Annotated in this window: 21 protein-coding genes; 8 read left to right on the top strand and 13 right to left on the bottom strand. The window is 64.4% G+C overall.

Annotated features, from left to right (window positions below; all coding sequences use genetic code 11):
• Positions 1 to 29 precede the first annotated feature (29 nt).
• Genes ACVILH_RS21840 through ACVILH_RS21830 form a run of 3 tightly spaced genes read left to right on the top strand, consistent with a single transcriptional unit; the run spans position 30 to position 3,567 of the window.
• Entirely contained in the window at positions 30 to 1,040 is a 1,011-nt protein-coding gene (locus ACVILH_RS21840) for an ABC transporter permease (RefSeq protein WP_456714718.1), read from the top strand.
• Positions 1,037 to 1,879, top strand: coding sequence for an ABC transporter permease (locus ACVILH_RS21835; RefSeq protein ID WP_456714717.1), 843 nt, complete (start codon positions 1,037 to 1,039; stop codon positions 1,877 to 1,879). The genes ACVILH_RS21840 and ACVILH_RS21835 overlap by 4 nt, the downstream gene beginning before the upstream one ends.
• Entirely contained in the window at positions 1,858 to 3,567 is a 1,710-nt protein-coding gene (locus ACVILH_RS21830) for a dipeptide ABC transporter ATP-binding protein (RefSeq protein WP_456714716.1), read from the top strand. Before ACVILH_RS21835 ends, ACVILH_RS21830 begins: the two co-directional genes overlap by 22 nt.
• A 61-nt stretch (positions 3,568 to 3,628) precedes the next feature.
• On the opposite strand, the gene ACVILH_RS21825 is transcribed toward ACVILH_RS21830, so the two are convergent.
• A complete protein-coding gene (locus ACVILH_RS21825) occupies positions 3,629 to 4,984 on the bottom strand; it encodes a SidA/IucD/PvdA family monooxygenase (protein ID WP_456714715.1) in 1,356 nt (451 codons plus the stop codon).
• A gap of 107 nt (positions 4,985 to 5,091) precedes the next feature.
• Positions 5,092 to 5,436, bottom strand: coding sequence for a DUF3088 domain-containing protein (locus ACVILH_RS21820; RefSeq protein ID WP_456714714.1), 345 nt, complete (start codon positions 5,434 to 5,436; stop codon positions 5,092 to 5,094).
• 283 nt (positions 5,437 to 5,719) lie between these two features.
• Here ACVILH_RS21820 and ACVILH_RS21815 point away from each other — a divergent pair, with 283 nt between their 5' ends.
• Entirely contained in the window at positions 5,720 to 6,535 is an 816-nt protein-coding gene (locus ACVILH_RS21815; protein ID WP_456714713.1) for a class I SAM-dependent methyltransferase, read from the top strand.
• Positions 6,536 to 6,808: 273 nt separating this feature from the next.
• Here ACVILH_RS21815 and ACVILH_RS21810 read toward each other — a convergent pair whose 3' ends face one another.
• The 5 genes from ACVILH_RS21810 to ACVILH_RS21790 all read right to left on the bottom strand — a co-directional run bounded on the left by ACVILH_RS21810 (position 6,809) and on the right by ACVILH_RS21790 (position 11,147).
• Positions 6,809 to 7,759, bottom strand: a complete 951-nt coding sequence (locus tag ACVILH_RS21810) for a TauD/TfdA dioxygenase family protein (protein WP_456714712.1) — start codon at positions 7,757 to 7,759, stop codon at positions 6,809 to 6,811.
• 215 nt (positions 7,760 to 7,974) lie between these two features.
• A complete protein-coding gene (locus ACVILH_RS21805; protein WP_456714711.1) occupies positions 7,975 to 8,754 on the bottom strand; it encodes an ABC transporter permease in 780 nt (259 codons plus the stop codon).
• The gene (locus tag ACVILH_RS21800) at positions 8,744 to 9,604 is read right to left on the bottom strand and encodes an ABC transporter permease (protein ID WP_456714710.1); all 861 of its coding nucleotides are present in this window, start codon (positions 9,602 to 9,604) and stop codon (positions 8,744 to 8,746) included. Before ACVILH_RS21800 ends, ACVILH_RS21805 begins: the two co-directional genes overlap by 11 nt.
• Positions 9,601 to 10,455, bottom strand: coding sequence for an ABC transporter ATP-binding protein (locus tag ACVILH_RS21795; protein WP_456714709.1), 855 nt, complete (start codon positions 10,453 to 10,455; stop codon positions 9,601 to 9,603). Before ACVILH_RS21795 ends, ACVILH_RS21800 begins: the two co-directional genes overlap by 4 nt.
• Positions 10,452 to 11,147, bottom strand: a complete 696-nt coding sequence (locus ACVILH_RS21790) for an ABC transporter substrate-binding protein (RefSeq protein WP_456714708.1) — start codon at positions 11,145 to 11,147, stop codon at positions 10,452 to 10,454. Before ACVILH_RS21790 ends, ACVILH_RS21795 begins: the two co-directional genes overlap by 4 nt.
• Before the next feature lie 104 nt (positions 11,148 to 11,251).
• On the opposite strand from ACVILH_RS21790, the gene ACVILH_RS21785 reads away from it, so the two are divergent.
• Complete coding sequence (locus ACVILH_RS21785) at positions 11,252 to 11,455, top strand: oligopeptide/dipeptide ABC transporter ATP-binding protein (RefSeq protein ID WP_456714707.1); 204 nt, start codon at positions 11,252 to 11,254, stop codon at positions 11,453 to 11,455.
• Between the two features lie 1,043 nt (positions 11,456 to 12,498).
• On the opposite strand, the gene ACVILH_RS21780 is transcribed toward ACVILH_RS21785, so the two are convergent.
• Together ACVILH_RS21780 and ACVILH_RS21775 are read right to left on the bottom strand one after the other, a co-directional pair.
• Positions 12,499 to 12,930 carry a PIN domain-containing protein gene (locus ACVILH_RS21780; protein WP_456714706.1) on the bottom strand — a complete coding sequence of 144 codons (432 nt, stop codon included), beginning with the start codon at positions 12,928 to 12,930 and terminating at the stop codon, positions 12,499 to 12,501.
• A 4-nt stretch (positions 12,931 to 12,934) separates the two neighbouring features.
• A complete protein-coding gene (locus ACVILH_RS21775; protein WP_456714705.1) occupies positions 12,935 to 13,177 on the bottom strand; it encodes a type II toxin-antitoxin system Phd/YefM family antitoxin in 243 nt (80 codons plus the stop codon).
• 587 nt (positions 13,178 to 13,764) lie between these two features.
• On the opposite strand from ACVILH_RS21775, the gene ACVILH_RS21770 reads away from it, so the two are divergent.
• Positions 13,765 to 14,322 carry a hypothetical protein gene (locus ACVILH_RS21770; protein ID WP_456714704.1) on the top strand — a complete coding sequence of 186 codons (558 nt, stop codon included), beginning with the start codon at positions 13,765 to 13,767 and terminating at the stop codon, positions 14,320 to 14,322.
• 23 nt (positions 14,323 to 14,345) lie between these two features.
• Here the strand turns inward: ACVILH_RS21770 and ACVILH_RS21765 are convergent, their stop codons facing one another.
• Complete coding sequence (locus tag ACVILH_RS21765; protein ID WP_456714703.1) at positions 14,346 to 16,382, bottom strand: ATP-binding protein; 2,037 nt, start codon at positions 16,380 to 16,382, stop codon at positions 14,346 to 14,348.
• A 383-nt stretch (positions 16,383 to 16,765) separates the two neighbouring features.
• Complete coding sequence (locus tag ACVILH_RS21760) at positions 16,766 to 17,686, bottom strand: LysR family transcriptional regulator (protein ID WP_456714702.1); 921 nt, start codon at positions 17,684 to 17,686, stop codon at positions 16,766 to 16,768.
• 111 nt (positions 17,687 to 17,797) lie between these two features.
• Between ACVILH_RS21760 and ACVILH_RS21755 the strand changes: the two genes are divergently transcribed.
• Together ACVILH_RS21755 and ACVILH_RS21750 are read left to right on the top strand one after the other, a co-directional pair.
• A complete protein-coding gene (locus ACVILH_RS21755) occupies positions 17,798 to 18,349 on the top strand; it encodes a carboxymuconolactone decarboxylase family protein (RefSeq protein WP_456714701.1) in 552 nt (183 codons plus the stop codon).
• Between the two features lie 79 nt (positions 18,350 to 18,428).
• Positions 18,429 to 19,280 carry an alpha/beta fold hydrolase gene (locus ACVILH_RS21750; protein ID WP_456714700.1) on the top strand — a complete coding sequence of 284 codons (852 nt, stop codon included), beginning with the start codon at positions 18,429 to 18,431 and terminating at the stop codon, positions 19,278 to 19,280.
• Positions 19,281 to 19,282: 2 nt separating this feature from the next.
• On the opposite strand, the gene ACVILH_RS21745 is transcribed toward ACVILH_RS21750, so the two are convergent.
• Entirely contained in the window at positions 19,283 to 20,545 is a 1,263-nt protein-coding gene (locus ACVILH_RS21745) for an MFS transporter (protein ID WP_456717044.1), read from the bottom strand.
• Between the two features lie 121 nt (positions 20,546 to 20,666).
• Positions 20,667 to 21,146 (bottom strand): cupin domain-containing protein, encoded by a 480-nt coding sequence (locus tag ACVILH_RS21740; RefSeq protein WP_456714699.1) that lies wholly within the window; start codon positions 21,144 to 21,146, stop codon positions 20,667 to 20,669.
• Between the last annotated feature and the right edge of the window lie 56 nt (positions 21,147 to 21,202).

The following is a 21,202-nucleotide window of genomic DNA, read 5'->3' as shown; positions in this document are numbered from 1 at the left end:
CGGACAGGAGAGGTGAGGAGGCAGGCGGCATGAGCAATGCCTATCTCGGCTTTGCCGCGCGGCGGCTCGCCCAGGCCGTCGTCGTCATCCTGCTGGCCTATGTCTTCACCTTCGTCGTCGTCAGCATCCTGCCCGGTGATCCCATCACCAACGTGCTGCGCGATCCGCAGAACGGGTTCACCGAGGACGAGATCCGGCAGATCATCGCAGCCCAAGGTCTCGACAAGCCGGTGCTGGTGCAGCTCTGGACGTCGCTGACGCATTTCCTGGTCGGCGATTTCGGACTGTCGATGCGCTCGAGCCGGCCGGTCACGACGCTGATCGCGGAGGTTCTGCCGTCGACCTTGATCCTCGCGTCCTCAGGGTTCGCGGTCGCGCTGCTGCTGGCAAGCGTCATCGCCTATGGCACGCAGTTCGTGCCGAAGCGATATGGCCAGGGCCTGCTGCGCGGCTTTCCGTCGCTGTTCCTGTCGGTGCCCAATTTCGTGATCGGCCTGGTGCTGATCCATCTGTTCGGCTTTCAGCTCGGCCTGTTCAAGGTGATCGCGCCGAACAGCTTCTGGGCAACGTTGTTCGCCGCGATCGCGCTCGGCATCCCCGTGTCGGCGCAGATCGCGGAAGTCCTGATCGCCAATCTCGACCACGAGCGGGCGCAGGACTACGCCAATGTGGCCCGCAGCCGCGGCCTCGGGCCCATTCGTCTGTTCTTCAAGCATCTGCTCAAGCCGTCGTCGCTGCCGGTCGTCACCATCATCGCGCTGACGCTGGGTGAGTTGCTCGGCGGCTCGCTGATCACCGAGACGGTGTTCGGCCGCACCGGCATCGGCAGCCTGGTGCAGCGCTCGGTGAGCACGCAGGATCTGCCGGTGCTGCAGGCGGTGGTCTCGCTGGCCGCCGTCGTGTTCGTGCTGGTGAACCTGCTCGCCGATCTCGTCTATCCGCTGCTCGACCCCCGCGTGAAGCTGATCGGCGCCGCCAGCCGGCGCCCGACCTCGGCGGACGAGGTTGCTGCCGTGCCACCTCAGGCGGTGACGCCATGAGCCTGCTCTCCTCCTCAGCATTCATCCCGACGACCGGCCGGCTGGCGGCTCTCAAGGTGCCGCCAACCGTCCTGCTGTCCTTCGCGATCATTGCGCTCGTCATCGCCTGGTCAATCGCGCCCGGCCTGTTCAGCAGCTACAGCCCCGTCACCGGCGTGCCCGCCGACAAGCTGCTCGGCCCCAGCACCACGCATTGGTTCGGCACCGACCATCTCGGCCGCGACCTCTATGCGCGTGTCGTGCATGGCACGGCGTCGTCGGTCAGCTCCGCCCTGATCGCCGTCGGCATCGCCGCCGTCGCCGGCGGCCTCATCGGGCTGCTCGCCGGGTTCTTCGGCGGCTGGGTCGACATCGTGCTGGCGCGTCTCGCCGACGTGTTGCTGGCAATCCCGCATTTCCTGCTCGCCGTGATCATCGTCACCGCGCTCGGTTTCGACACGACCAATGCGGCGATTGCAACCGGCATCTCGGCGGTGGCGGTGTTCGCGCGCGTGATGCGCTCGGAGGTGATCAAGACGCGGCAGGCGGTGTTCGTCGAGGCCTCGTTCCTGCTCGGCGGCTCGCGCCGGCACATCCTGCTGCGGCATGTGCTGCCGAACGCCTCACGCTCGGTGCTGCCGCTCGCGGTGCTGCAGTTCGGCCTGTCGATCCTGGTGATCGCGAGCCTCGCCTTCCTCGGCTATGGCGACCCGCCGCCCGCCTCCGACTGGGGCCTCCTGATCTCGATCGGCAAGGATTATTTGAGATGGCCGTGGCTCGTCTACGCGCCGGCCTTCGTCACGATCGGGACCGTGCTCTCATTGAACAGGATCAGCCGATGGCTTCGCCGGACAGACTGAGCGCTACATTCAGCCGCGACGCCATCGAGGCGCCGGCCTCGCAGCCACAGGCTCCCCTGCTCCGCGTCGATGGCCTGTCCGTGTCCTACGGCCGGCAGCAGGTCGTGTCCGATGTCAGCTTCGAGCTCGGCCGCGGCAGGAGTCTTGCCCTGATCGGCGAGTCCGGCTCGGGCAAGTCGACGATTGCGCGCGCGGTGCTGCGGCTGCTGCCGAGCGGCGGACAGGCGACCGGCCGTGTCGCCTTCGACGGCCAGGACGTGCTCGCGCTGTCCGAGCGCCGCTTCCGGCCGCTGCGCGGCCGCGCCATCGGCTTCGTGCCGCAAGATCCCGGCAATGCGCTGAACCCGGTGCGCACGATCGGCGCCCAAGCGATGGAGGCCGCCGCGCTGCTCGACGAGCCGGACCAAAGAGTCCGGCAGCAGCGCATCCTGGAGACCTTCGCCCAGGTTGGCCTCGACAATCCCCAGCGCGTCATCGCCTCCTATCCGCATCAGCTGTCCGGCGGCATGCTGCAGCGGGTGCTGATCGGGCTCGCGGTGCTGCCGCGGCCGTCGCTGCTGGTCGCGGACGAGCCGACCTCGGCGCTCGACGTCACAATCCAGAAGCGCATCCTCGATCTGCTGTCGCGATTGCAGGCCGAGCTCGACATCAGCCTGCTGCTGATCACCCATGACCTCGCGATCGCCGCCGAGCGGACCGATGCGCTGGTGGTGCTGAAGGACGGCGTCGTCCAGGAGGCCGGCAGGACGTCATCCGTGTTCTCCACGCCGAGCTCGGCCTACGCCCGGAAGCTGCATGCCGATGTCCCCGCGCTCAACCCCGACCGCTACGCAAGCTTGCGCGCCTCCGGCGCACGCAACCTCGCGCAGGTCACAGCCGCGAAGATCGCAGTCCACTCCGTCACCAAGACCTTCACGCTCGGCGACAAGACGCTGACGGCCGTCGACGACGTGTCGTTTACGGTGCCGGCGGGCACCACGCATGCGCTCGTCGGCGAGTCCGGCTCCGGCAAGACGACGACGATCCGGCTGCTGCTCGGGCTCGAGCAGCCCGACAGCGGCACGATCGCGGTCGCCGGCGAGACGCTCAATGGCCGCTCGCCCAAGGCCTTGCGCTCGGCATGGCGGCACCTGCAGCTGATCTACCAGAATCCGTTCACCTCGCTCGACCCGACCTGGACCGTCGAGCGACTCATCCGCGAGCCGCTGGACCGGTTCAAGATCGGCACAGCGGAGGCGCGGCACGCGCAGGTCCGGCAGTCGCTGGCCGATGTCGGGCTCGGCGAGCATCTGCTCGGGCGCAGGCCGGGCGCGCTGTCGGGCGGCCAGCGCCAGCGCGTGGCGATCGCCCGCGCGCTCGTGCTGAGACCTGACGTGATCGTGTTGGACGAGCCGACCTCCGCGCTCGACGTCACCGTCCAGGCCGGTATCGTCGAGGTGCTGCTGTCGCTGCAGGCGAGCCTGGGACTGACCTATGTGTTCGTGTCGCATGATCTGGCGCTGGTACGCCAGCTCGCCCACACCGTCTCGGTGATGCACCGCGGCCGCATCGTGGAGCACGGTACCGTCGCCGAGATCTTCGACACGCCGCGCGAGGGCTACACGCGTGCGCTGCTGGCTTCGATCCCCTCGGGTGCGGCGGCTCCGACGTCGGCACCGCATCGCCGCGCGATGATCACGGCCGCCTGATCGACACCAGTCATCTCACGATTGGGAACGCCGGCGCACCGAAGCGCGCCGGCAGTCACTCCTACTCGGCCGCGACGTTGAGCGCGCCGCGCCAGATCGCCGATGCGTAGAGCTCGCCATTGAAGTCGGGATCGACGGAGCCGTTGATGCGCGCCTCATGCGCCGGCAGATCGTCCAGAAAGAGATCGCGGCTGATCCGCGACACCACGCCCGGAATGTCGCGCTTGAAGCTGGGGACATCGCCGACCGGCAGGCCGTAGCTGACGAAGGCGGCCGGATTGAACACGTGGATGTTCTTCAGGAACGGCGCACGTCCCGGCTGCTTCTCCAGGTACTCATGCCCGGCCCCGAGATACGGATAGCCGCCGAGGCCATCGTCCTGCTCATCGGCCGGCGGCGTGAAGCGGTCGCGCCACAGCAGGATGTCGTCTGCGAAGTCGGCGAGCTCCGGCCTGCGATGCGCGTCGACGGTGAAGCCGGTGCCGACGATGGCGAAGTCGAATTTGAAGTCGCCGCGCGGCGTCACAGCGATCCCCTGCGCGCCTTCGACACGGACATCCGTCCATGGCGACGACAGGTGCAGATGGAAGTTGCGATGCCGAGCCGCCCGCGAGATCGCATCCGGCGGCGGCGTCGAGCCGGCCTGGCGAAAACGGATCGCCTGGTGCCAGCGGATGGCATCCGGCAGCGCGCCGTAATTGTCGTAGGCGCCGGGATAGCCGCGGATGCGGATCACCGGCAGCGAGGCCAGTTCGTGGCGACGGGCAAACAGATGAACCTCGCTCGCCCCGCTCTCCAGCGCGACCGCCGCCGCATCGAACGCCGACGCCGCGCTGCCGACCACCGTGACCGACTTGCCGCGCAACGCAGTGAAATCGATGGCCTGCGAGGTATGGGCATAGAACGACGCCGGCAGCTTATGCGCGATCACCTCGGGCACATACGGTCCGCCCGCGCCGAGGAAGCCGTTGGCCAGGATGACCTTGCGCGCCGTTTCGATGCGCGCTTTGCCGTCACGTTCCAGATGCAGCTTGAGATGGCCGCCGGCCGGCTCGATCCGCAGCAGCCGCGTGCCATACTGGACATTGATGTTGAGGACCGAGCGGTACCAGTCGAGATAGGCCGCCCAGTCGACCCGCGCGATCCGGTCAATCTCCGAATAAGCCGCCTCGCCGTGGCGCGCCTCGTACCAGGCCTGGAAGCTCAGACCGGGAAGGCCGAGCTCCGGCCCCGGCAGCGTCTTCGGCGTGCGCAGCTTGTTCATGCGTGCGCTCGTGAGCCAGATGCCGCTGCTGGCAGCGTTCTTCGCCGCGTCGATCACCGTCACCTTGCCGATTTCCGGCACGGCGCAGCGCGAAAGCGAAGGTGCTGCCGGAATGTCCGCCGCCGACCACGAATACGTTGTGGTCGACGCCATCGCGATCAGGCACCCAGTTCTGCGGATCGGGGCCGATCAGCCGCAGCGTCTCGCGTGCGGTCGCGTCGAGTTGGGGTTGGGACATTTGTCGTCTCCGGAACTGTGGATCAATGGATGTGCGGAAAGCCGTAGCGGTCCGCGAGATAGGCGAGAATGCGGCCGGGATCGTCGATGAAGCGCCGGCCATTGGCGATGTCAGCGTCGGCCGGCACCGGCTTGTCGTCGGCGAAGATCAGGACCGGCAAGGACTGATGCTCCCAGCCGATCAGCGCCACGACCGCTTCGCGCGGCCTCTCGAACGGCAGGCGATGAACCTCGATCTGCGTCGCAAGGCCTGGGAATGAGCCGAGCAATCCTTCGATCGCATTGCAATGCGGACAGACGAAGAACCGTCCGGGATGCGCCTCATCGCGAAATCCGGGTGTGAGGAGGAAAAGCCGATCGCCGCTCATGACGTATGATCACCGAAGAACCGACGCAGTCGTTTGATCCTAGAAGCGATCGCAACGCGGTCAATGAAACAGAACAGGCTTTGTTTTCGCACTGTTGCAACGATCGACTAATGAGGACGATGATCGAGAAATAAACCATGTGCACGAGGCGTTCATTCTCGCTTCGCCCACAACTACGCAAATCCATTTCATCGACAGCATCGACACGGCCCCGCTAAAGTTTCGATTTGCTCAGCCGTTTCGCTCCCTTCCAAGGGCGTCCGGCACTCGAACGGATATCGCCATGTCAGATCCCCTCGCCGTCATTAGCCTCCAGCAGGACACGCCGGAGCTCGCCCGCGCCTATGAGCAGCTCGGCGTCATCCAGTTCAACCATGGCAAGCTGCTGCTCGAGCAGCTGGCGCTCAAGTCAGGAGAGCGCGTGCTCGATGTCGGCACCGGGACCGGCCGGCTTGCGGAGTTCGCGGCTCATCTCGTCGGGCCCAAGGGCCACGTCGTTGGCGTCGATCCGCTGGACAGCCGCATCGCCATCGCGCGGCTGCGCCAGTCGACCAACCTCGTCTTCGACACCGGCCGCGCCGAGAATCTCTCCCGCTTCGCAGCCGGCGAGTTCGACGTCGTCTACTTCAACAGCGTGCTGCACTGGATCGCCGACAAACGGACGGTGCTGGCCGAGACCGCGCGGGTGCTGCGGCCGGGCGGCCGCATCGGCCTCACCATTCAGGACCCCACCGCCCCGCACGAGTCCCGCCTGCTGCTGCGGCGCGGGGTGGCCGAGGTCGGCCTCGATGCCGGCCGGCTCACCGCCCATGGCGTCCATGCCGCGACCGACGACGAGCTGCGCGCGCTGTTCGACCAGACGGGCTTCGTCGACTATCACAGCGAGCTGCGAACCCTGGTGGAGACGCATGCCAGCGCCGATCAGCTGCTCGGCTGGTCCGAGAGCAGCGCGTTCGGCAATTTTCTAGACGGCTTCTCCCCTGCCGAAGGCAAGCAGATCCGCGCCGTCTTTGCGAAGCTGGTGGAAGCGCACCGCACTCCCGAGGGCCTGAAGCTCGCCCGCTATCTCCGCTACGCCTTCGCGCGTAAGCCTGACTAGCCGCGCGTTTCCTTGGAACCGGTCGTTTCCGAATTGAGTTCTCGCCATCCCCATCGCTGTCATGCTCCGCGAAAGCGGGGCATCCAGTACTCCGAGGCAGAAGAGATTCACCGAGCTGTCACAGCGTACTGGATCGTCCGTCTTCGCGGACGATGACAGCCGGGGTTAAATGATCACTGTGCCAGGACTTCGGAAATGCTCGTCCAGGGAATGGTTGGTCGAAGCGGCGGCCCGTGTCCTCACGGGCCGCTGCTCGCCTGCCGACAACAGACGCTACGCAGCCCGACTGGCCGGCTTCGCCGCCTTGACCCGGGTCACGCTGGTGCGGCCGTCGACACCGACCGGGATGTCGCCATCGATGGTCGCGCGGCGCACGATGCGGTGCTGGTCGCCATAATCGTTGACGGCGATGTGCTGGGTGGCACGGTTGTCCCAGATCGCGATGTCGCCGGCCTTCCAGCGCCAGCGCACGGTGTTCTCCGGCGCCGTGATGTAGGACTGGAACAGGTCGAACAGCTTCTGGCCGTCGGCCTTGCGGATGCCGACGAAGCGCTGGACGAAATTGCCGAGCAGCAGCGTGCGCTCGCCGGTCTCCGGATGCACGCGCACGACAGGATGCTCGGTCTCGTAGATCGTGCCGGTGAACACCTCCTCGAAATGCTTGCGATCGGCCTCGGTCGCCCGGCTCCTTGTCGCGGCATAATCGTAGGCGTTGCTGTGCACGGCCCAGAGATCGTCAGCCAAGCGCTGCAGCGGCGCCGGAAGATCCTGGTAGGCCGCCGCCGTGTTGGACCAGATCGTGTCGCCGCCGAATTCCGGGATCACGACGCCGCGCAGCACGGCGGCCTTGGGATAGGCGTCGACGAAGGTGACATCGGTGTGCCAGGAATCGGCCCGGCCACCGCCGCGCGCGGAGTCGAGCTCGAGGATCGACGCCGTGCCCTTGATGGCGCCGACCGTCGGATGCGGGACGAGGTCGCCGAGACGCTTGGCAAAGCGCTCCTGCCCGGCATCGTCGAGATGCTCCTGGCCGCGGAAGAAGATGACACGATGCTGCAGCAGGAGATCGTTGATCTCCGTGATGAGCTGATCGGGCAGATCACCCGACAATTTCACATTGCGGATCTCGGCGCCGAGCCGAGCGGAGAGCCTGGAGACGTCGGATGACTGGATCGACCGCGCTGCGGCTGGATTGGATTGCGGAACTGAGTGGACGCTAGCCATGCCGGGCTCCCGATGCATATCTGGTGTGTCAGGTCGCTGATCGTTGCATCTGAAACTGCGCAGTCAGGTCAGCGACACGCAGAGGAAGGCTATACGCGAGCCAGCAGAATTGGCTTTCAAACTTATCAGTTCCGAAAGAAGGGATCATCGTCGCGCGACGTCTGCGCTAGAACAGCGCGCTCCACTCGCGCGGCGCTGGCCGGTCCCGCCCTCGCTCACGCATTGCGCCAGCGCACCAGCCGATGCTCGATCGCTGTGGCGCTGCGGTCCACGATGAAGCCGACCAGGCCGACCACCACGATGCCGAGCATCACCAGCGCCATCTCGAAGCGCTCGCGCCCCGAGATGATCAGGCCGCCAATGCCGGGCCCGGCGGCCATGAAATACTCGGCGCCGATGGTGGCGAGCCAGGCATAGATCAAACCGAGATGCAGCCCCGTCAGCATCGACGGCAGCGCCGCCGGCAGATACAGCGACCACACCAGCTGCAGCGGGCTGAAGCGGAAGACCTCACCGACCTCCTTCAGCTTCCCCGAGGTGGAGCGGACGCCTTCCACCGTGTTGAGGATGACGGGGATCGAGGCCGCCAATGCAATGAACACGATCTTGGCGGCCTCGTCGAAGCCGAACCACAGCGAGATCAGCGGGATCCAGGCCAAGAGCGCGATCTGCTTGAGGCCGTTGAACCAGGTCGTGAAGATGCGGTCGGCGATGCTCGACAGGCCGAGCAGCAGGCCCACCACGATGCCGATGCCGGATCCGAGGGCGAAGCCGAGCAGGTCGCGCCGCAGGCTGGTCGCCAGCGCATGCGGCAGCTCGCCGCTCGCGAGCTCCTGCCAGAACACGCGCCCGACCTTCTCCAATGGCGGCAGGAATTGCGGGTTGACGAGGCCGGAATGGCTGCCGGCCTCCCAGGCCGCGAGCAGCAGCAACGGCAGAACGAGCCCGCGCCGCAGGCTGGTCGCTCTCGATCTCGCGATGGTCTCAGACGCCATCGGTGCGCCACCGCTGCAGCCTCGACTCGACGCTTGCCAGCAGCTTGTCGCTGACGAAGCCGATCACGCCGATCACGATCATCGCCACCAGCACCGTGTCGAGCCAGAACATCTGCCGGCCCCAGACCAGGAGATAGCCGAGCCCCTCCGACGAGGCGAGCAGCTCGACGCTGACCAGCGCGATCCAGGCATGGGTCAGTCCATAGCGCAGGCCGGTGAAGATCGGCGGCACCGCGCCGGGGAGCACGACATGGCGCAGCATCTGCAGCGGCGAAAAGCGAAAGGTCTCACCGACCTCGACCAGCGCGCGCGGCACGTTGGCGATCCCCGCGCTGGTGTTCATCGCCACCGGCACGAAGGCGGCCTTGGCGATGACGACGATCTTCAAGGTCTCGCCGATGCCGAGCAGCAGCATCGCCAGGGGAATCCAGGCGAGCGCAGGCACCTGCGCGATCGCGGTGAACAGGGGTCGGACGTGATCGTCGACCCGCCGCGACAGACCCATCGCCGCGCCGAGGACCAAGCCCGCCGCGGCGCCGACAGCAAAGCCAATGAGCACGCGCAGCAGACTGATGCCGGCATGCTGTGCCAGCTCGCCGCTCACGATCATCTCGTTGAACGTATGCAGCACATCGGCCGGCCGTGGCAGAATCTGCTCGGCCAGCCAGCCGCGCTCGCTGCCGATGATCCAGACCGGCAGCGCGACGGCCGGGAAGATCAGCAGCCATGCAGCGGCCTTCGCGCGCGTGAACAAAGCCGAGACCAGCGCATGGCCCGGCCATTCTCGCCAGCCGCGCGCAGCGAGTGCGCGCATCGGGCTCAGATCAGTCTCGATGACCGCATCGCTCATGCATCACTCCGGCGGTCTTTGTCTGCGCTGGGATCCGTTGCGCCGTCATTCTCGAGCGTGCGCAGCACCTCGTTGCGGAGGCGGACCAGGTCGTCGTCGCTGCGCCCGCGGGGCCTAGCAGCGGCGACATCGAAGATGCGCGAGATGCGGCCGGGACGCGGCGCGAGCACGACGACACGGTCGCCGAGAAACACGGCTTCGTCGACGTCGTGGGTCACCAGGATCATGGTGATCTTCTCGTGTGCCCAGATGCGCTGCAGCTCAGTCTGCAGCCGGGCCCGCGTCAGCGCATCGAGCGCGCCGAACGGCTCGTCCAGCAGCAGCAGCCGCGGCCGGTTGACCAGCCCGCGCGCGATCGCCGCGCGCTGCGCCATGCCGCCCGAGAGCTGATGCGGATAGGCCTCGGCAAAGCCGTCGAGGCCGACCAGCGCGATATGCGCCGCGACCGCCTCCCGCTTGTCGGCCTCGCTGATCGGCGCATTCTTCAGACCAAGCGCGATGTTCTGGCGGACGGTCGCCCAGGGAAACAGCCGCGGCTCCTGGAACACGATGCCGCGATCCAGGCTCGTGCCGGTGATGGCGTCGCCGTCCTGCACGATGCTGCCCTGATAGTCGCGATCGAGCCCGGCGATCAGGCGCAGCAAGGTGGACTTGCCGCAGCCACTGGGGCCGAGCAGCGCCACGAACTCTCCTGGCTGAACGGTCAGCGAAACATCGTCGAGGGCTGCGATCGGCGCGCCATTGACTGTGAAGGTTTTCGAAACGCCGCGTACCTCCAGACGGCCCCGCGCGCTCGCGGCCTCTCGGATCGGCGTCTCGGCACGGCCTGCCCGTTCAACCGCGAGGCTCATTGGCCCGCCGCCACCGGCTTGCCGTCGGCGCCGAATTCCTGCCAGTAGCCGGCCAGCCCCTGCTCCTTCAGGGCCTTGTCGAGGAAGCTGCGGTCGAACCAGCCGTCGATCTCGACGTTGCGGCGGAGCAGGCCGAACTCCTTCGCCTGCCGCGCCTGGACGCGGTAGCTCTCGATGATCGAGGCGTCGATGATCGGCGAGTTGCGGTATTTCAGCTCCTGGTCCTTGAAGTCGAACCGATAGCCCGACGCCGGGAAGCCGGAGCGCGCCGAGATCTCGAAGAACGCCTCGCGATTGGCTTCGTCCGACGACCAGCGCGCCGCGCGCACGATTGCGGAGACGATCTTCTGCGTCACGTCGGGATGGGCGGCGATGAACGCCTCCTGCCCGATCAGGGTCGATTGACGCTCATAGGCCGGGTTGTCGCCTTTGGTGGTGTAGATGATCTCGGCGATGTTCTTCTCGACCAGGCTCGCGAGCGGGAAGTTGCCGAACGCAGCGTCGATGTCACGCGAGGTCAGGGCGGCGTTCGTGGTCGCCGTGTCCATGTTGATGACGTGGACGTCCTTCTCCTGCAGGCCGTAGCCCGCCAGCACCTTCACCGCCGCAAGGTGGTTGTTGGTGCCGCGGAAGATCGACACCTTGCGCCCCTTGAGATCTCCGACCTTGCGGATCGGCGAGTCCTTCGGCACGGCGAGATAGATCGGCGCATGCGCGCCGGCGGCCAGCAGGATCTTCGTCTCAGTCCGTTGGCGCGGCCGCGCTGCATCCCTACACCAAGGCGCTGATCGACGCGGTGCCCGATCCGACCCGCCGCCGCTACGCCGCGCCGCTGCCCGGCGACCTGCCCGACCCGCGCAGCGTCGCCGGCGGCTGCCGCTTCGCCCCGCGCTGCCCGCTCGCCACCGACATCTGCCGGACACAGGACCCGCCGCTACGCACCGCCGCCGCGGGACATCACGTCGCCTGCCATCATGCCGAGCCGGCGCTGGTGTCTTGAGCGGTGCGGCGCGCTCGTGCGACCCGCCGAGCAGCCGGCACAATGTCCTTGTACGACTGCAGCGCTGCATGGTGCAGCGCCTTCTCCACATTCCAAACAGCACACATGACATCGCGATCTCGCGGCGATCCTCGCCCGAGTTGTGTCCTCAATCGAACCTCTTGCGAAGAAGAGGCGCAGGGAAGACCGGGTATCGGCTGATACCCGCGGTCCGCGTGCAGCAAACAAGCACGCGGCAGAACCACAGGTTCAGCCCAATATCCGGCCTTCCCTGCGCGACGGTTTTGCGACTTATAGGCGCTCTCCCCGGGGATCGGCTGTCTTGCCCCCGTCACCAGCGGATCATCATCCCCACTGGCTTGGTCTCAGCGTCGAGAGACCAGGACCACACCATTTCGCCGTCGCCTCGCTCCGTTCGTCGGCACGGGCTGTGACACCCGGCTGCGGAGCAACGCGCCCGTCGCCTCCCCGGCTCGACGCTTCATGACGATCGCGAAACGTCCCTCTTCAGCGAGCCGGGATGCGCGGAAATGTGTAGGTGATTTGCCCGACGTGACAAGGGAGACGTGCGCGACAAACTGGCACGACGGGCAGTTGGTGCATGCGGGGTATGCAAGGATTGCCCGTCGCGTGGATGATTAGTCAGCCGATCGGCGACACCAACCGACGTTAACGCAGCGCTACCTGGCGTTCGCTCTCGCCATGAACACGCTGCTCGGGGCCACGTGCTGCGTAGCCGGTACTCGCCCCTCATGGTGAGGAGCGCCGTACACCGCAACCTGCCCGTGACGACTACCAATGATGGCGCGTCTCGAACCATGAGGCCACAGCCTCGGCCTCGCCCTTCGAGACGCCCGCCTGCGGCGGGCTCCTCAGGGTGAGGGTTGAAAGTCGTCCGGGCGGTCAGGACCAAATGCGTCCGTCATCTCGCGCCAAAGATGCAGCAATAGCCTCGCGCGAGTTCTGACCTGCCGGTGTCCGGACATGCGGGTTGAGGAGCAAGTTACGTGCACTGTTGTCGTACTACCTCAATCCCGCCACGCTCACGGCAACGCCGCGAACGGATCCTGCACGGCGACACCCAGTGGCTCGAAATGGCGGAGGTTGCGGGATAGGATGGTCAGTTGATGCCGGCGCGCGGTCGCGGCGATGATGATGTCGGCAAAGCCCGGCGCATGACCGAGCCCCCGCGCCCGATCCGTCAAGGCGCCGGCGATCCGGGCAGCCTCGATGTCGAAAGGAAGAATGCGGTCAGCGTAGAGATGTACGACCGTCTCCAGCCACGCGGCGATGTCGGCACTCTTGCGCGTGGCGCCTTCCCGCCGCAGCTTCGCGATCCCGTCCTCGATCTCCGCGACCGTCACGACCGAGATGAACAGCGACGCCGATTGCGCATCCATCCAATCGACGAGCGCTGCAGGAAACGGGCGTCCTGGCGCTGCCGCCGAGATCACGTTGGTGTCGACGAGATACACGATGTCAGAGTTCGGCGGTGCGTGCCGGAGACGGATCGCGCTTGGGCACATCCTCCGCTGCCAGCGGCGCCGCCATCAGCAGCCGCCCAAAGCTCGGGACGTGAGACAGCCGCTCCCATTCTTCATAGCTCACCACGACCGCTTCGCGCTTGCCGTGGCGCGTGATCACCGACGGCTTCCCCTCCACCGCCTGATCGACCACGGCGGAGAGGTTGGCCTTCGCATCACGAAGCTGAATTTCTCGCATGGGCGCCTCGGCTGAATATGACTACAGTAGACATATAAAGCAAAGGACCAGCCGCAGCAACCGCCGGGCACCTGCGAGACGTCCGCGAGCAACCCTGCACAATTGGCAAAGCCCGTGTGAACTAGAACTTTTTGTGCACTGTCACCGTAACCGGAACCGGATTGTCCGCTGCCACGTAATCCTCGATCCGCGGAGGAAACAGGCTGGCTTGCTCGCGGCTCTCACCGCTATTGAAAGGGCGATTCGTCATGAGCCGAATCGTACAGCCCGCCACGCGAAATGCTCAAGATTCTTGCCCACCCTCGACGTGGCAAGGGAGACGAGCGCGACAAACTGGCACGACGGGCAATTGGCGCATGTGCGGCATGTGTGGATTGCCCGTCGGGTGGATGGCCGATTCGGACAACCAACTTCCTTTGTCAGCCGATTCGTCTCTCTACCAACCGCGACACTGATCGGCTGGACAATGTGGACAGCTGTGCGGGAGGATCGTGAACGATAGCAACTGTTCACTCTCGTATGGTAATAGTGCAGACTTTGATCGACGGCCGCCAGTTTGGCAGCCATTCTGAATAGGCATCGACATCTTGAAAACGCACATTCTTGGATTCGCAATCGCTGCCTTGTTCGCAGCCAATGCCAACGCAGGGGTAGTAATCGAGAAGAACCCGGACGGGTCGATCTATGCAATGGGCCTCGAACCCTCGGTCTACTCACACCAGAAAGCCGCCGGCGAGGCACTGGCGAAGACGACGGGAGTGTGCCGAGAGCGCTTCGACCGCCTGACCACCGCCACCGGAATAAACGGGTTCACCAAGCTATTGACCAATGCGACGGGGGGTATCACCGCAGGGTGGACGACTTCAGACGGCTTCGATTTCGAGATGTTCTGCTCGCCAGAGTATCCAAACGGCGGCTCGCTCGGCTTCAAGACCCACGAACGCGACTTTCCCGGGAAAGCATTCTTCGCCACAGTGCAGAAGGCTGTAACCGCAGCCTATGGACGCGCCAACTTCGAAGCTCTGCGAACGTGTGTGACTAAGGCGCGCTCAACTAATGATCTTGCCGAGGTAACAGAATGGGCATGCTCATCCGATCGGCTCTCCGGCACGTGGGCGAAGCTCTCGCGAACGGCGCAGCGGTGATGAGATGGAATGCAATACAGCCATCATTGCGATGGCTCCTCCTGCGCTGTCGCAACATCTTGGGACGACCCGTCTACACTTGCTTCTTCAGCCTCCACCGGAGGCTCCAGCACACCTTCTAAATAGCGGCTGTAACTTTTGCGCAGGTGATCCAATGCAGCTTCGCGAGTGACACGCAAGGCAAGCGAATCCTGAAAAAACTTTAGACGCGCCCGGTTCTCACTGAACACCGAGGCCCACGTGCGCACTACAATTTTGAGGTTTCCGGTCCGCGCGACCGTTCCAATCTCCTCGCCCTCTATTTGCCGAACCTTTGTGCAGTACTCTTCATCTATCGTTTTCGACAAGACACAGAATACCCAACGAGTGTTGGCCTTATCGAAGCGAGAGTCTCGTATGACGGCCTGCGCGTATCCCTCGACCTGCCCGACTTCCTTTTGCTTTATGACCACCTTCGGAGCCTTCAGCTCAACGACGAGATGCTCGAGTTCGGCCAGACCGTGCGGACGACGCTGCCGGCCGAACATCAGATCTACGATACCTCTCTTTTTGTTCGGATGCAGAACTGCAGCACTTCCAAGCACTTCAATGTTGCGCGCTCTCGCATGCTCGGCCAAGCACCGAGTTAAACCCTCATCGTCTACCATGAGATGAAATTCATCGCCGAAAAGCCAAGTGTTTTCCGCTACAAGGCGATGAAGCTGGGTTCGCTCTTTCAAGACCCGACTATGCTTTTCCTCGAATACTAAGGCTTCGAGCCCCTCTATCACCTTGAGGCGATCCGCAACAACGCGCGCGCCCCCAATGATCGCAGATAGCGACGTCTCACGGAGAAGACTCGCGAGCTGAGTCACTTCGCGCTTCGGCAGCTTGATAACCTCACTGAGGACAAACTGAATTTCTTCATCACCTCGCTCCACTGCTGTGCGCAATGTTCTGAGCTGAAGCCGCCGGGCCGTTTGAGATGTTCTATCAAAATCCTCGATATGCCGCGCGGCGGTTACAGCGACAATATCGAACACTTCGCGCTTCGCCACTTCGACCGGGTTCGATGGCGGCTCGCGGTACGGATAAACATCCTCGTTTTTCCAGACCTGCACGACGTCTTGGGCTTCTGCCGCTGCGCGCTGCCGAAGATGGTCTCTAATCGCTTGTCGTGCCTCGGCCACTAGCTCGCGCATAGGCCCGCTTAGGTCCCCTAAGCCGAGCTCGTTCCTATCGTGGAGGACCTGTATCAAAGGCGATTTCAAATACGCGCAGTAGCCTCGATCGGCAATTGGAAGACGATCAGCGAGCGTAAGCAAGGGCAGACCGTTCTCACCACAGAGGTACAAGCAGCGCTCGCCGGCACGCTTCCATTCGATCACCTCCAGCGTTACTGGATAGATTGCGCTGCCGTCCTGTACGGGAGAAAGGGCGTACGGTTTGCGAAAGGCAACCCCTGCAGCTGCATCGAGCAGCACGCCATCAACCGAAACTCGCACGTCAGGATAGAGAAGAAGATATGGCGCCAGAACCTCTGTTAGTCCTTGACGGCCGTCATCACCAGAAAGGCTCCGGAAATCTCTCAGTGGCTCCGAGATGGTTAGCTCGACACCAGTTAGTGGCCCATTGGCTGCAGCTGGCTCGGAGACACTACCCCGGCCGAGATCGTCTCCAATGATACTGACCTGAAAACTCTTAAGTTCATTCCCGCTCTGAAAAGTAACCCTCCAATCAGCAACACGTCCCAAAGCGAAAGCCTTAAAGCGTCCCCTGCCCTCACGTCCATGAAGGAAGCGGCCAGCGACCTTCGTCCGAGCAGCAAATGTTTTCCAACTGCCGCCAAGACCTTCGAACAAACCAGGGGCTTCATCATAGGTCATCCCGGTGCCGTTATCGCGTACGATAATTCGCTCAAGGCCTAAGGGGCCGCTTTGGAATTCGACGTCAACGCGCGTAGCGTCAGCATCAAGCGAATTCCAAACGCATTCCGCCAGAGCCATGACCGGTGGTGCGCTGGCCTGTTTAGCAAGGAAATCTGATCTCGCCTTGACCGTGAAAATTTTGGCGCCGCTCACGAGACCCTCCCAATGACGGGAGGCTACCATATAGACATTAATGACGGTGCAAGGAATCTTGTCGAGCGTCAGGCTTGGGTCCAACCAAGCTTGGCCGGTTGCTCTTGAGCCACCTGATTTACGTCGTCACTCCCACTCGATTATCTTGCGCGGCCCTAACGTATTGATCCGAAACGCTTTTACCGGCATGCCACATCGGGACGCCGATGGCGAGACCGACGATTTTCCTTGGTCTTGATTCCACAGGAATATTTTGCGGGGTCATGCCGGGCCTCTCTTCATCAACTATCGGCTGCTATTGCCGGAACAGCAACAAGTCGTTTGTTAGTTCGTACCGAAAAGCGCATCACCCTTGGCAAGGGCGCGCCAACGCCTCGTGCTGCTCATGCCTTGCCAAGGGATTCTTCGATTTTGGCCAGCGCGAGGCTCAGCCTCGGCGCGACGAAATCCAGGAAGGCTCGGCGCTTGAGCGGCTGGACCGGCTGCGGCTGGTGCACGAGGTTGACCGGCGTTGGGCGATCGTCATGCCGGCGCAGGATCTGCACCAGCCGGCCGTCGGCGATCGCCGGCGCGACCTGGTAGGACATCAGGCGCGCGACGCCGAGGCCGGCAGCGGCTGCCTCCACCACCGCATCGGCCGTGTTGACCGAAAATCGCGGCTTGATCGGCACCGTGTGTTCGCCGGCGCCGTTGCCGAACGTCCAGCTCCGATAGGTCTGCAAGCCTTCGAAGGCGATGCAATCATGATCGCGCAGAGCCTCGAGATCGGCGGGCTCGCCGCGGCGGGCAAGGTAGTCCGGACTGGCGCTGAGGATCCAGCGCACATGCCCGACCTGGCGACTGATCAGCTGGCTGTCGGGCATACGGCCGATGCGGATCGCCACGTCGACATGCGCCTCGACGAGATCGATGACGTGGTCCGACAGGATCAGCCGCACGCTGACCGGCGGATAGGTCGCAAGGAAGGCGTGGACGAGCGGCGCGACATGAAGCTTGCCGAACATGATCGGCGCCGTCACCAGCAATTCGCCGCGCGGTTCGCGATATTCTCCGCTTGCCGCGCGCTCCGCTTCGGCCAGATCGTCGAGCAGACGTCGCGCCACAGCGGCGAAGGCTTCGCCGGCCTCGGTCAGGATCAGCTTGCGGCTGGTCCGCACCAGCAGCCGCGCACCGAGATGCGCTTCCAGATCCGAGATCCAGCGGCTGACGGTCGGCAAAGGCACGGCAAGGGCGCGGGATGCCGCCGAGAGGCTGCCACCATCCACCGCCGCCACCAGCGTGCGCATGGCTTCGAAGCGATCCATCGTTCTTCCAAAAAATGAAATATCGGCTCTCGAAAATACCGCCTACTGCCGAAAAATGGAAGAACGTAGATCGGGGGCCTCAGCCGCACGGCTGCATGAAAGGACCCTGCAATGACCCGTCTCAAGATCCCCGCCACCATCGCCGACGCTCCCGAAGCCTCGCGTTCCCAGCTTGAAGCTGTCGCCAAGCAGCTCGGCAGGACGCCCAACATGTTCCGCGCGGTCGCGCTCAGCCCGCAGGCGCTGGCAGGCTATCTCGCGCTGTCCGGCGCACTGGGCAAGGGCGCGCTGCCCGCCGCCACGCGCGAACGGATCGCGCTCGCGGTGGCCGAAATCAACGGCTGCAGCTACTGCCTGTCGGCGCATACCTATTTCGGCCGCAACCTCGCCAGGCTGGATGACGCGGAGATCACCGCCAACCGCAACGGCGCGTCGAACGATCCGAAGGCCGACGCAGCCGTTCGCTTCGCAGCCGTGGTCGCCACCCATCGTGGTCATGTCACCGACCAGGATTTCGCCGCCGTGAAGCTCGCCGGCTACACCGACGCTGAGATCATCGAGATCGTGCAGCACGTCGCACTGAACAGCTGGACCAACTTCTTCAACGAAGTGTTCCAGACCGAGATCGACTTCCCGATTGTCGAAGCCGGCAAGGCCGCCTGACGCACGGGGGCGTGACGACTTGACCCTGCTCTCCCCACGCCCCCGGCCGTCACTTCACCATTTCATCGGAGCTTTCGCCTTGACCCTCTACAAGTTCGCCACCGTCCATGATCGCAAGGTGTTCTATCGCGAAGCCGGCGATCCAACACGTCCGACCCTCATCCTGCTGCACGGCTTTCCGACGAGCAGCTTCATGTTCAGAGACCTGATTCCGCTGCTGGCGGATCGCTTCCACGTCATCGCGCCCGACTACATCGGCTTCGGCCATTCAGATGCGCCAGGGGTTGCCGAGTTCGACTACAGCTTCGAAAACCTGAGCGCGCATGTGGCAGGGCTGATCGAGCAGCTCGGACTGAGCTCCTACATTCTCTACATGCAGGACTACGGCGGTCCCGTCGGCTTCCGGCTGTTCACGCGCAATCCGAAGTCCGTCGCCGGCTTCGTCATCCAGAACACCAATGCCTATATGGCAGGTGTGGGCGAGATGCCGGCGCAGATCTTCCTGCCGCTATGGGAGAAACGCGATGCGGCCAGCGAGGCCGCCGCCCGCGGGCTGCTGTCCGCCGAAACCACCAGGTACCAGTATCAGGTCGGCGCCCGCAATGTCGAAGCCGTCAGTCCCGACAATTGGACCCACGATCAGGCGCTGCTCGATCGCGCCGGCCACGATCGGGCACATCTGAACCTGCTGGAGGATTACAAGACCAACGTCGCGCTCTACGACAGCTGGCATCAGGCCTTCCGCATGCACCGCCCGAAGACGTTGATCGTGTGGGGCAAGCACGATCCGTTCTTCGTTCCCGCCGGCGCCGAGGCCTACCTCGCCGACCTGCCCGACGCCCGCCTCGTCTGGCTCGACGCCGGCCATTTCGTTCTCGACGAGAATGCCGCCACCGTCGCTGCCGAAATCAAAAAGAGCTTCGCGAGCTGAAGTCATTCCGCCAACCTGTGCTCGCTTTCGCGAGATCCAAGCGGCTTGACGGAAGTCGGCTCCTCCTTGAGCCAGGACGCTAGCGCTGCGGCCCCGCCGAGCGCTAGCGCTACTCCAACAACACATGCGGTCCAGCCGTGCCGGTCGAACAGCTGGCCGAGCAGCGCGCTGCCAGCGAGACCACCGAGGAAATAGCAGGCCAGATAGCTGCCGCTGGCAATGCCGCGATTCTCGCTCGCGGCTCGCCCGACGAAGCCGGTGGCGGCAGCCTGCGCGAAGAAGGTTCCGACCGCCACCAGCACCATGCCGCCCAGCACGAACGCGAGGTGCGCCGTGAGCAACAGCGGCAGGCCAGCCGCGGCCAATGCCAGAGCCGCCCAGAGCGTGACGCGAGTGCCGAGCCGGCTCGCGACAGGTCCCGCCAGCAGCGTCGTGACCACCGAGGGTGCGAACACGAAATAGACGATGCCGAGCGACATCATTCCGAGCGAGAGCGGCGGTTGCACCAGTACGAAATTGACGAAAGTGAACGTGCCGATGAACGCAAACAGAATGCAGAAGCCGATGCCGAAGGCCGCGCGCAGGCGCTGGTTGCGCCAATGCGCAGCCAGCGCTTTCCAAGGACTGTCACCACGCATGCCCTCACTGATCGGTGCAACGCTGTGGATCGTCGCATACACCAGCATCGCGCCAACCAGGTTGAGCGCGGCGAACAGCAGGAAGTTCCAGGCGAGACCGAGGCCATCGACCGCCGCCGCCGCGATCAGGCGCCCGACGAGGTTGCTCGCGACATTGCCGGTGATGTAGGCCGCAAAGGCGCTGCCGGTATCGGCACTACTGCATTGCTCGCCGAGATGAGCCAGCGTCAGCGCGAACGCCGAGGCCATGCACAGACCCTGCATGATGCGGAGCGCCGTGAATGTCATCAGATCGGGAGCCACGGCCAGCAGGCTGGTCGGCACGGCCAGCAGGACGAGACTGAGCAGAATGCCGACGCGGCGATTGATCCGCGGGCTGAAGATGCCGACAACGAGACTCGCGATGGCCATGCCGATCGTACCGGCGTTGACGGCAAAACCCATCGCCGCAGGCGTCACGCCATAATGGCGGGTCAGCGCCGGCAGGATCGCCTGGGTCGCAAAGAGATCGACGACGGTGAGAAACGCGGTCGTACCGATGACCAGCGCGCGGCGTATGGCGCTTGGAGCATGTCCGACCGTCGCCATCGCAGCCGGCATGATCGGTGCGGAGGACATGTCCGTCATCATGGGAGCGGCTCCTGCCGGGGAACGGGAAGATATGACGCCCCCGCACAGGGGGAGGTGCCAGGGACGTCACATCGCGCAACGAGGTGTTTGACGAGTGGAGCTCGTTGCGGTCCAGTCACTACATGTTGTGATCGTGCGGATCGCGGCGGACATCGCCGACATAGAGGATCACGGTGTCCTTGCCGAGATTCTTCCACCAATGCGACGTGCCATGAACTTCGGGGCGGATGTCGCCGGCCTTGTGCACGATGGGGTCGACGCAGTTGGAGGCGTATTCCACGATCTCGCCCTGCTGCACGAAGATCAGTGCCGGCCGGTCGTCATGGCTGTGCCATGGGACGATGCCGCCGGGCTCGATGGTCAGCTTGCGGAAACGCAGCTCGCGATCCTTGATGTTGGCGGGCTGCTTCTCGAGATCGATCGAGCCCAGCGTCACGTCGGTGACGCCGACCGGCTTGTAGTCGACCATGGAGCGCGCATTTGGCTTCATCTTGTCGGCTGGACATTCGCCGGCGAAGGACGGCTGCGTCAGCACGGCCGCACCGAAGACGGCGAGGCCGAGCAGCAATGCGGGAGATTGGCAGGACTTCTGGAACATCGGGACTCTCCTAAGGTGATGGTGGCATGAGAGGCAGTGACGGCATTGTCCTCGAA

The sequence above is a fragment of the Bradyrhizobium sp. USDA 4353 genome (genome assembly GCF_054063215.1).
This window is presented reverse-complemented; position numbering and strand designations above follow the sequence as displayed.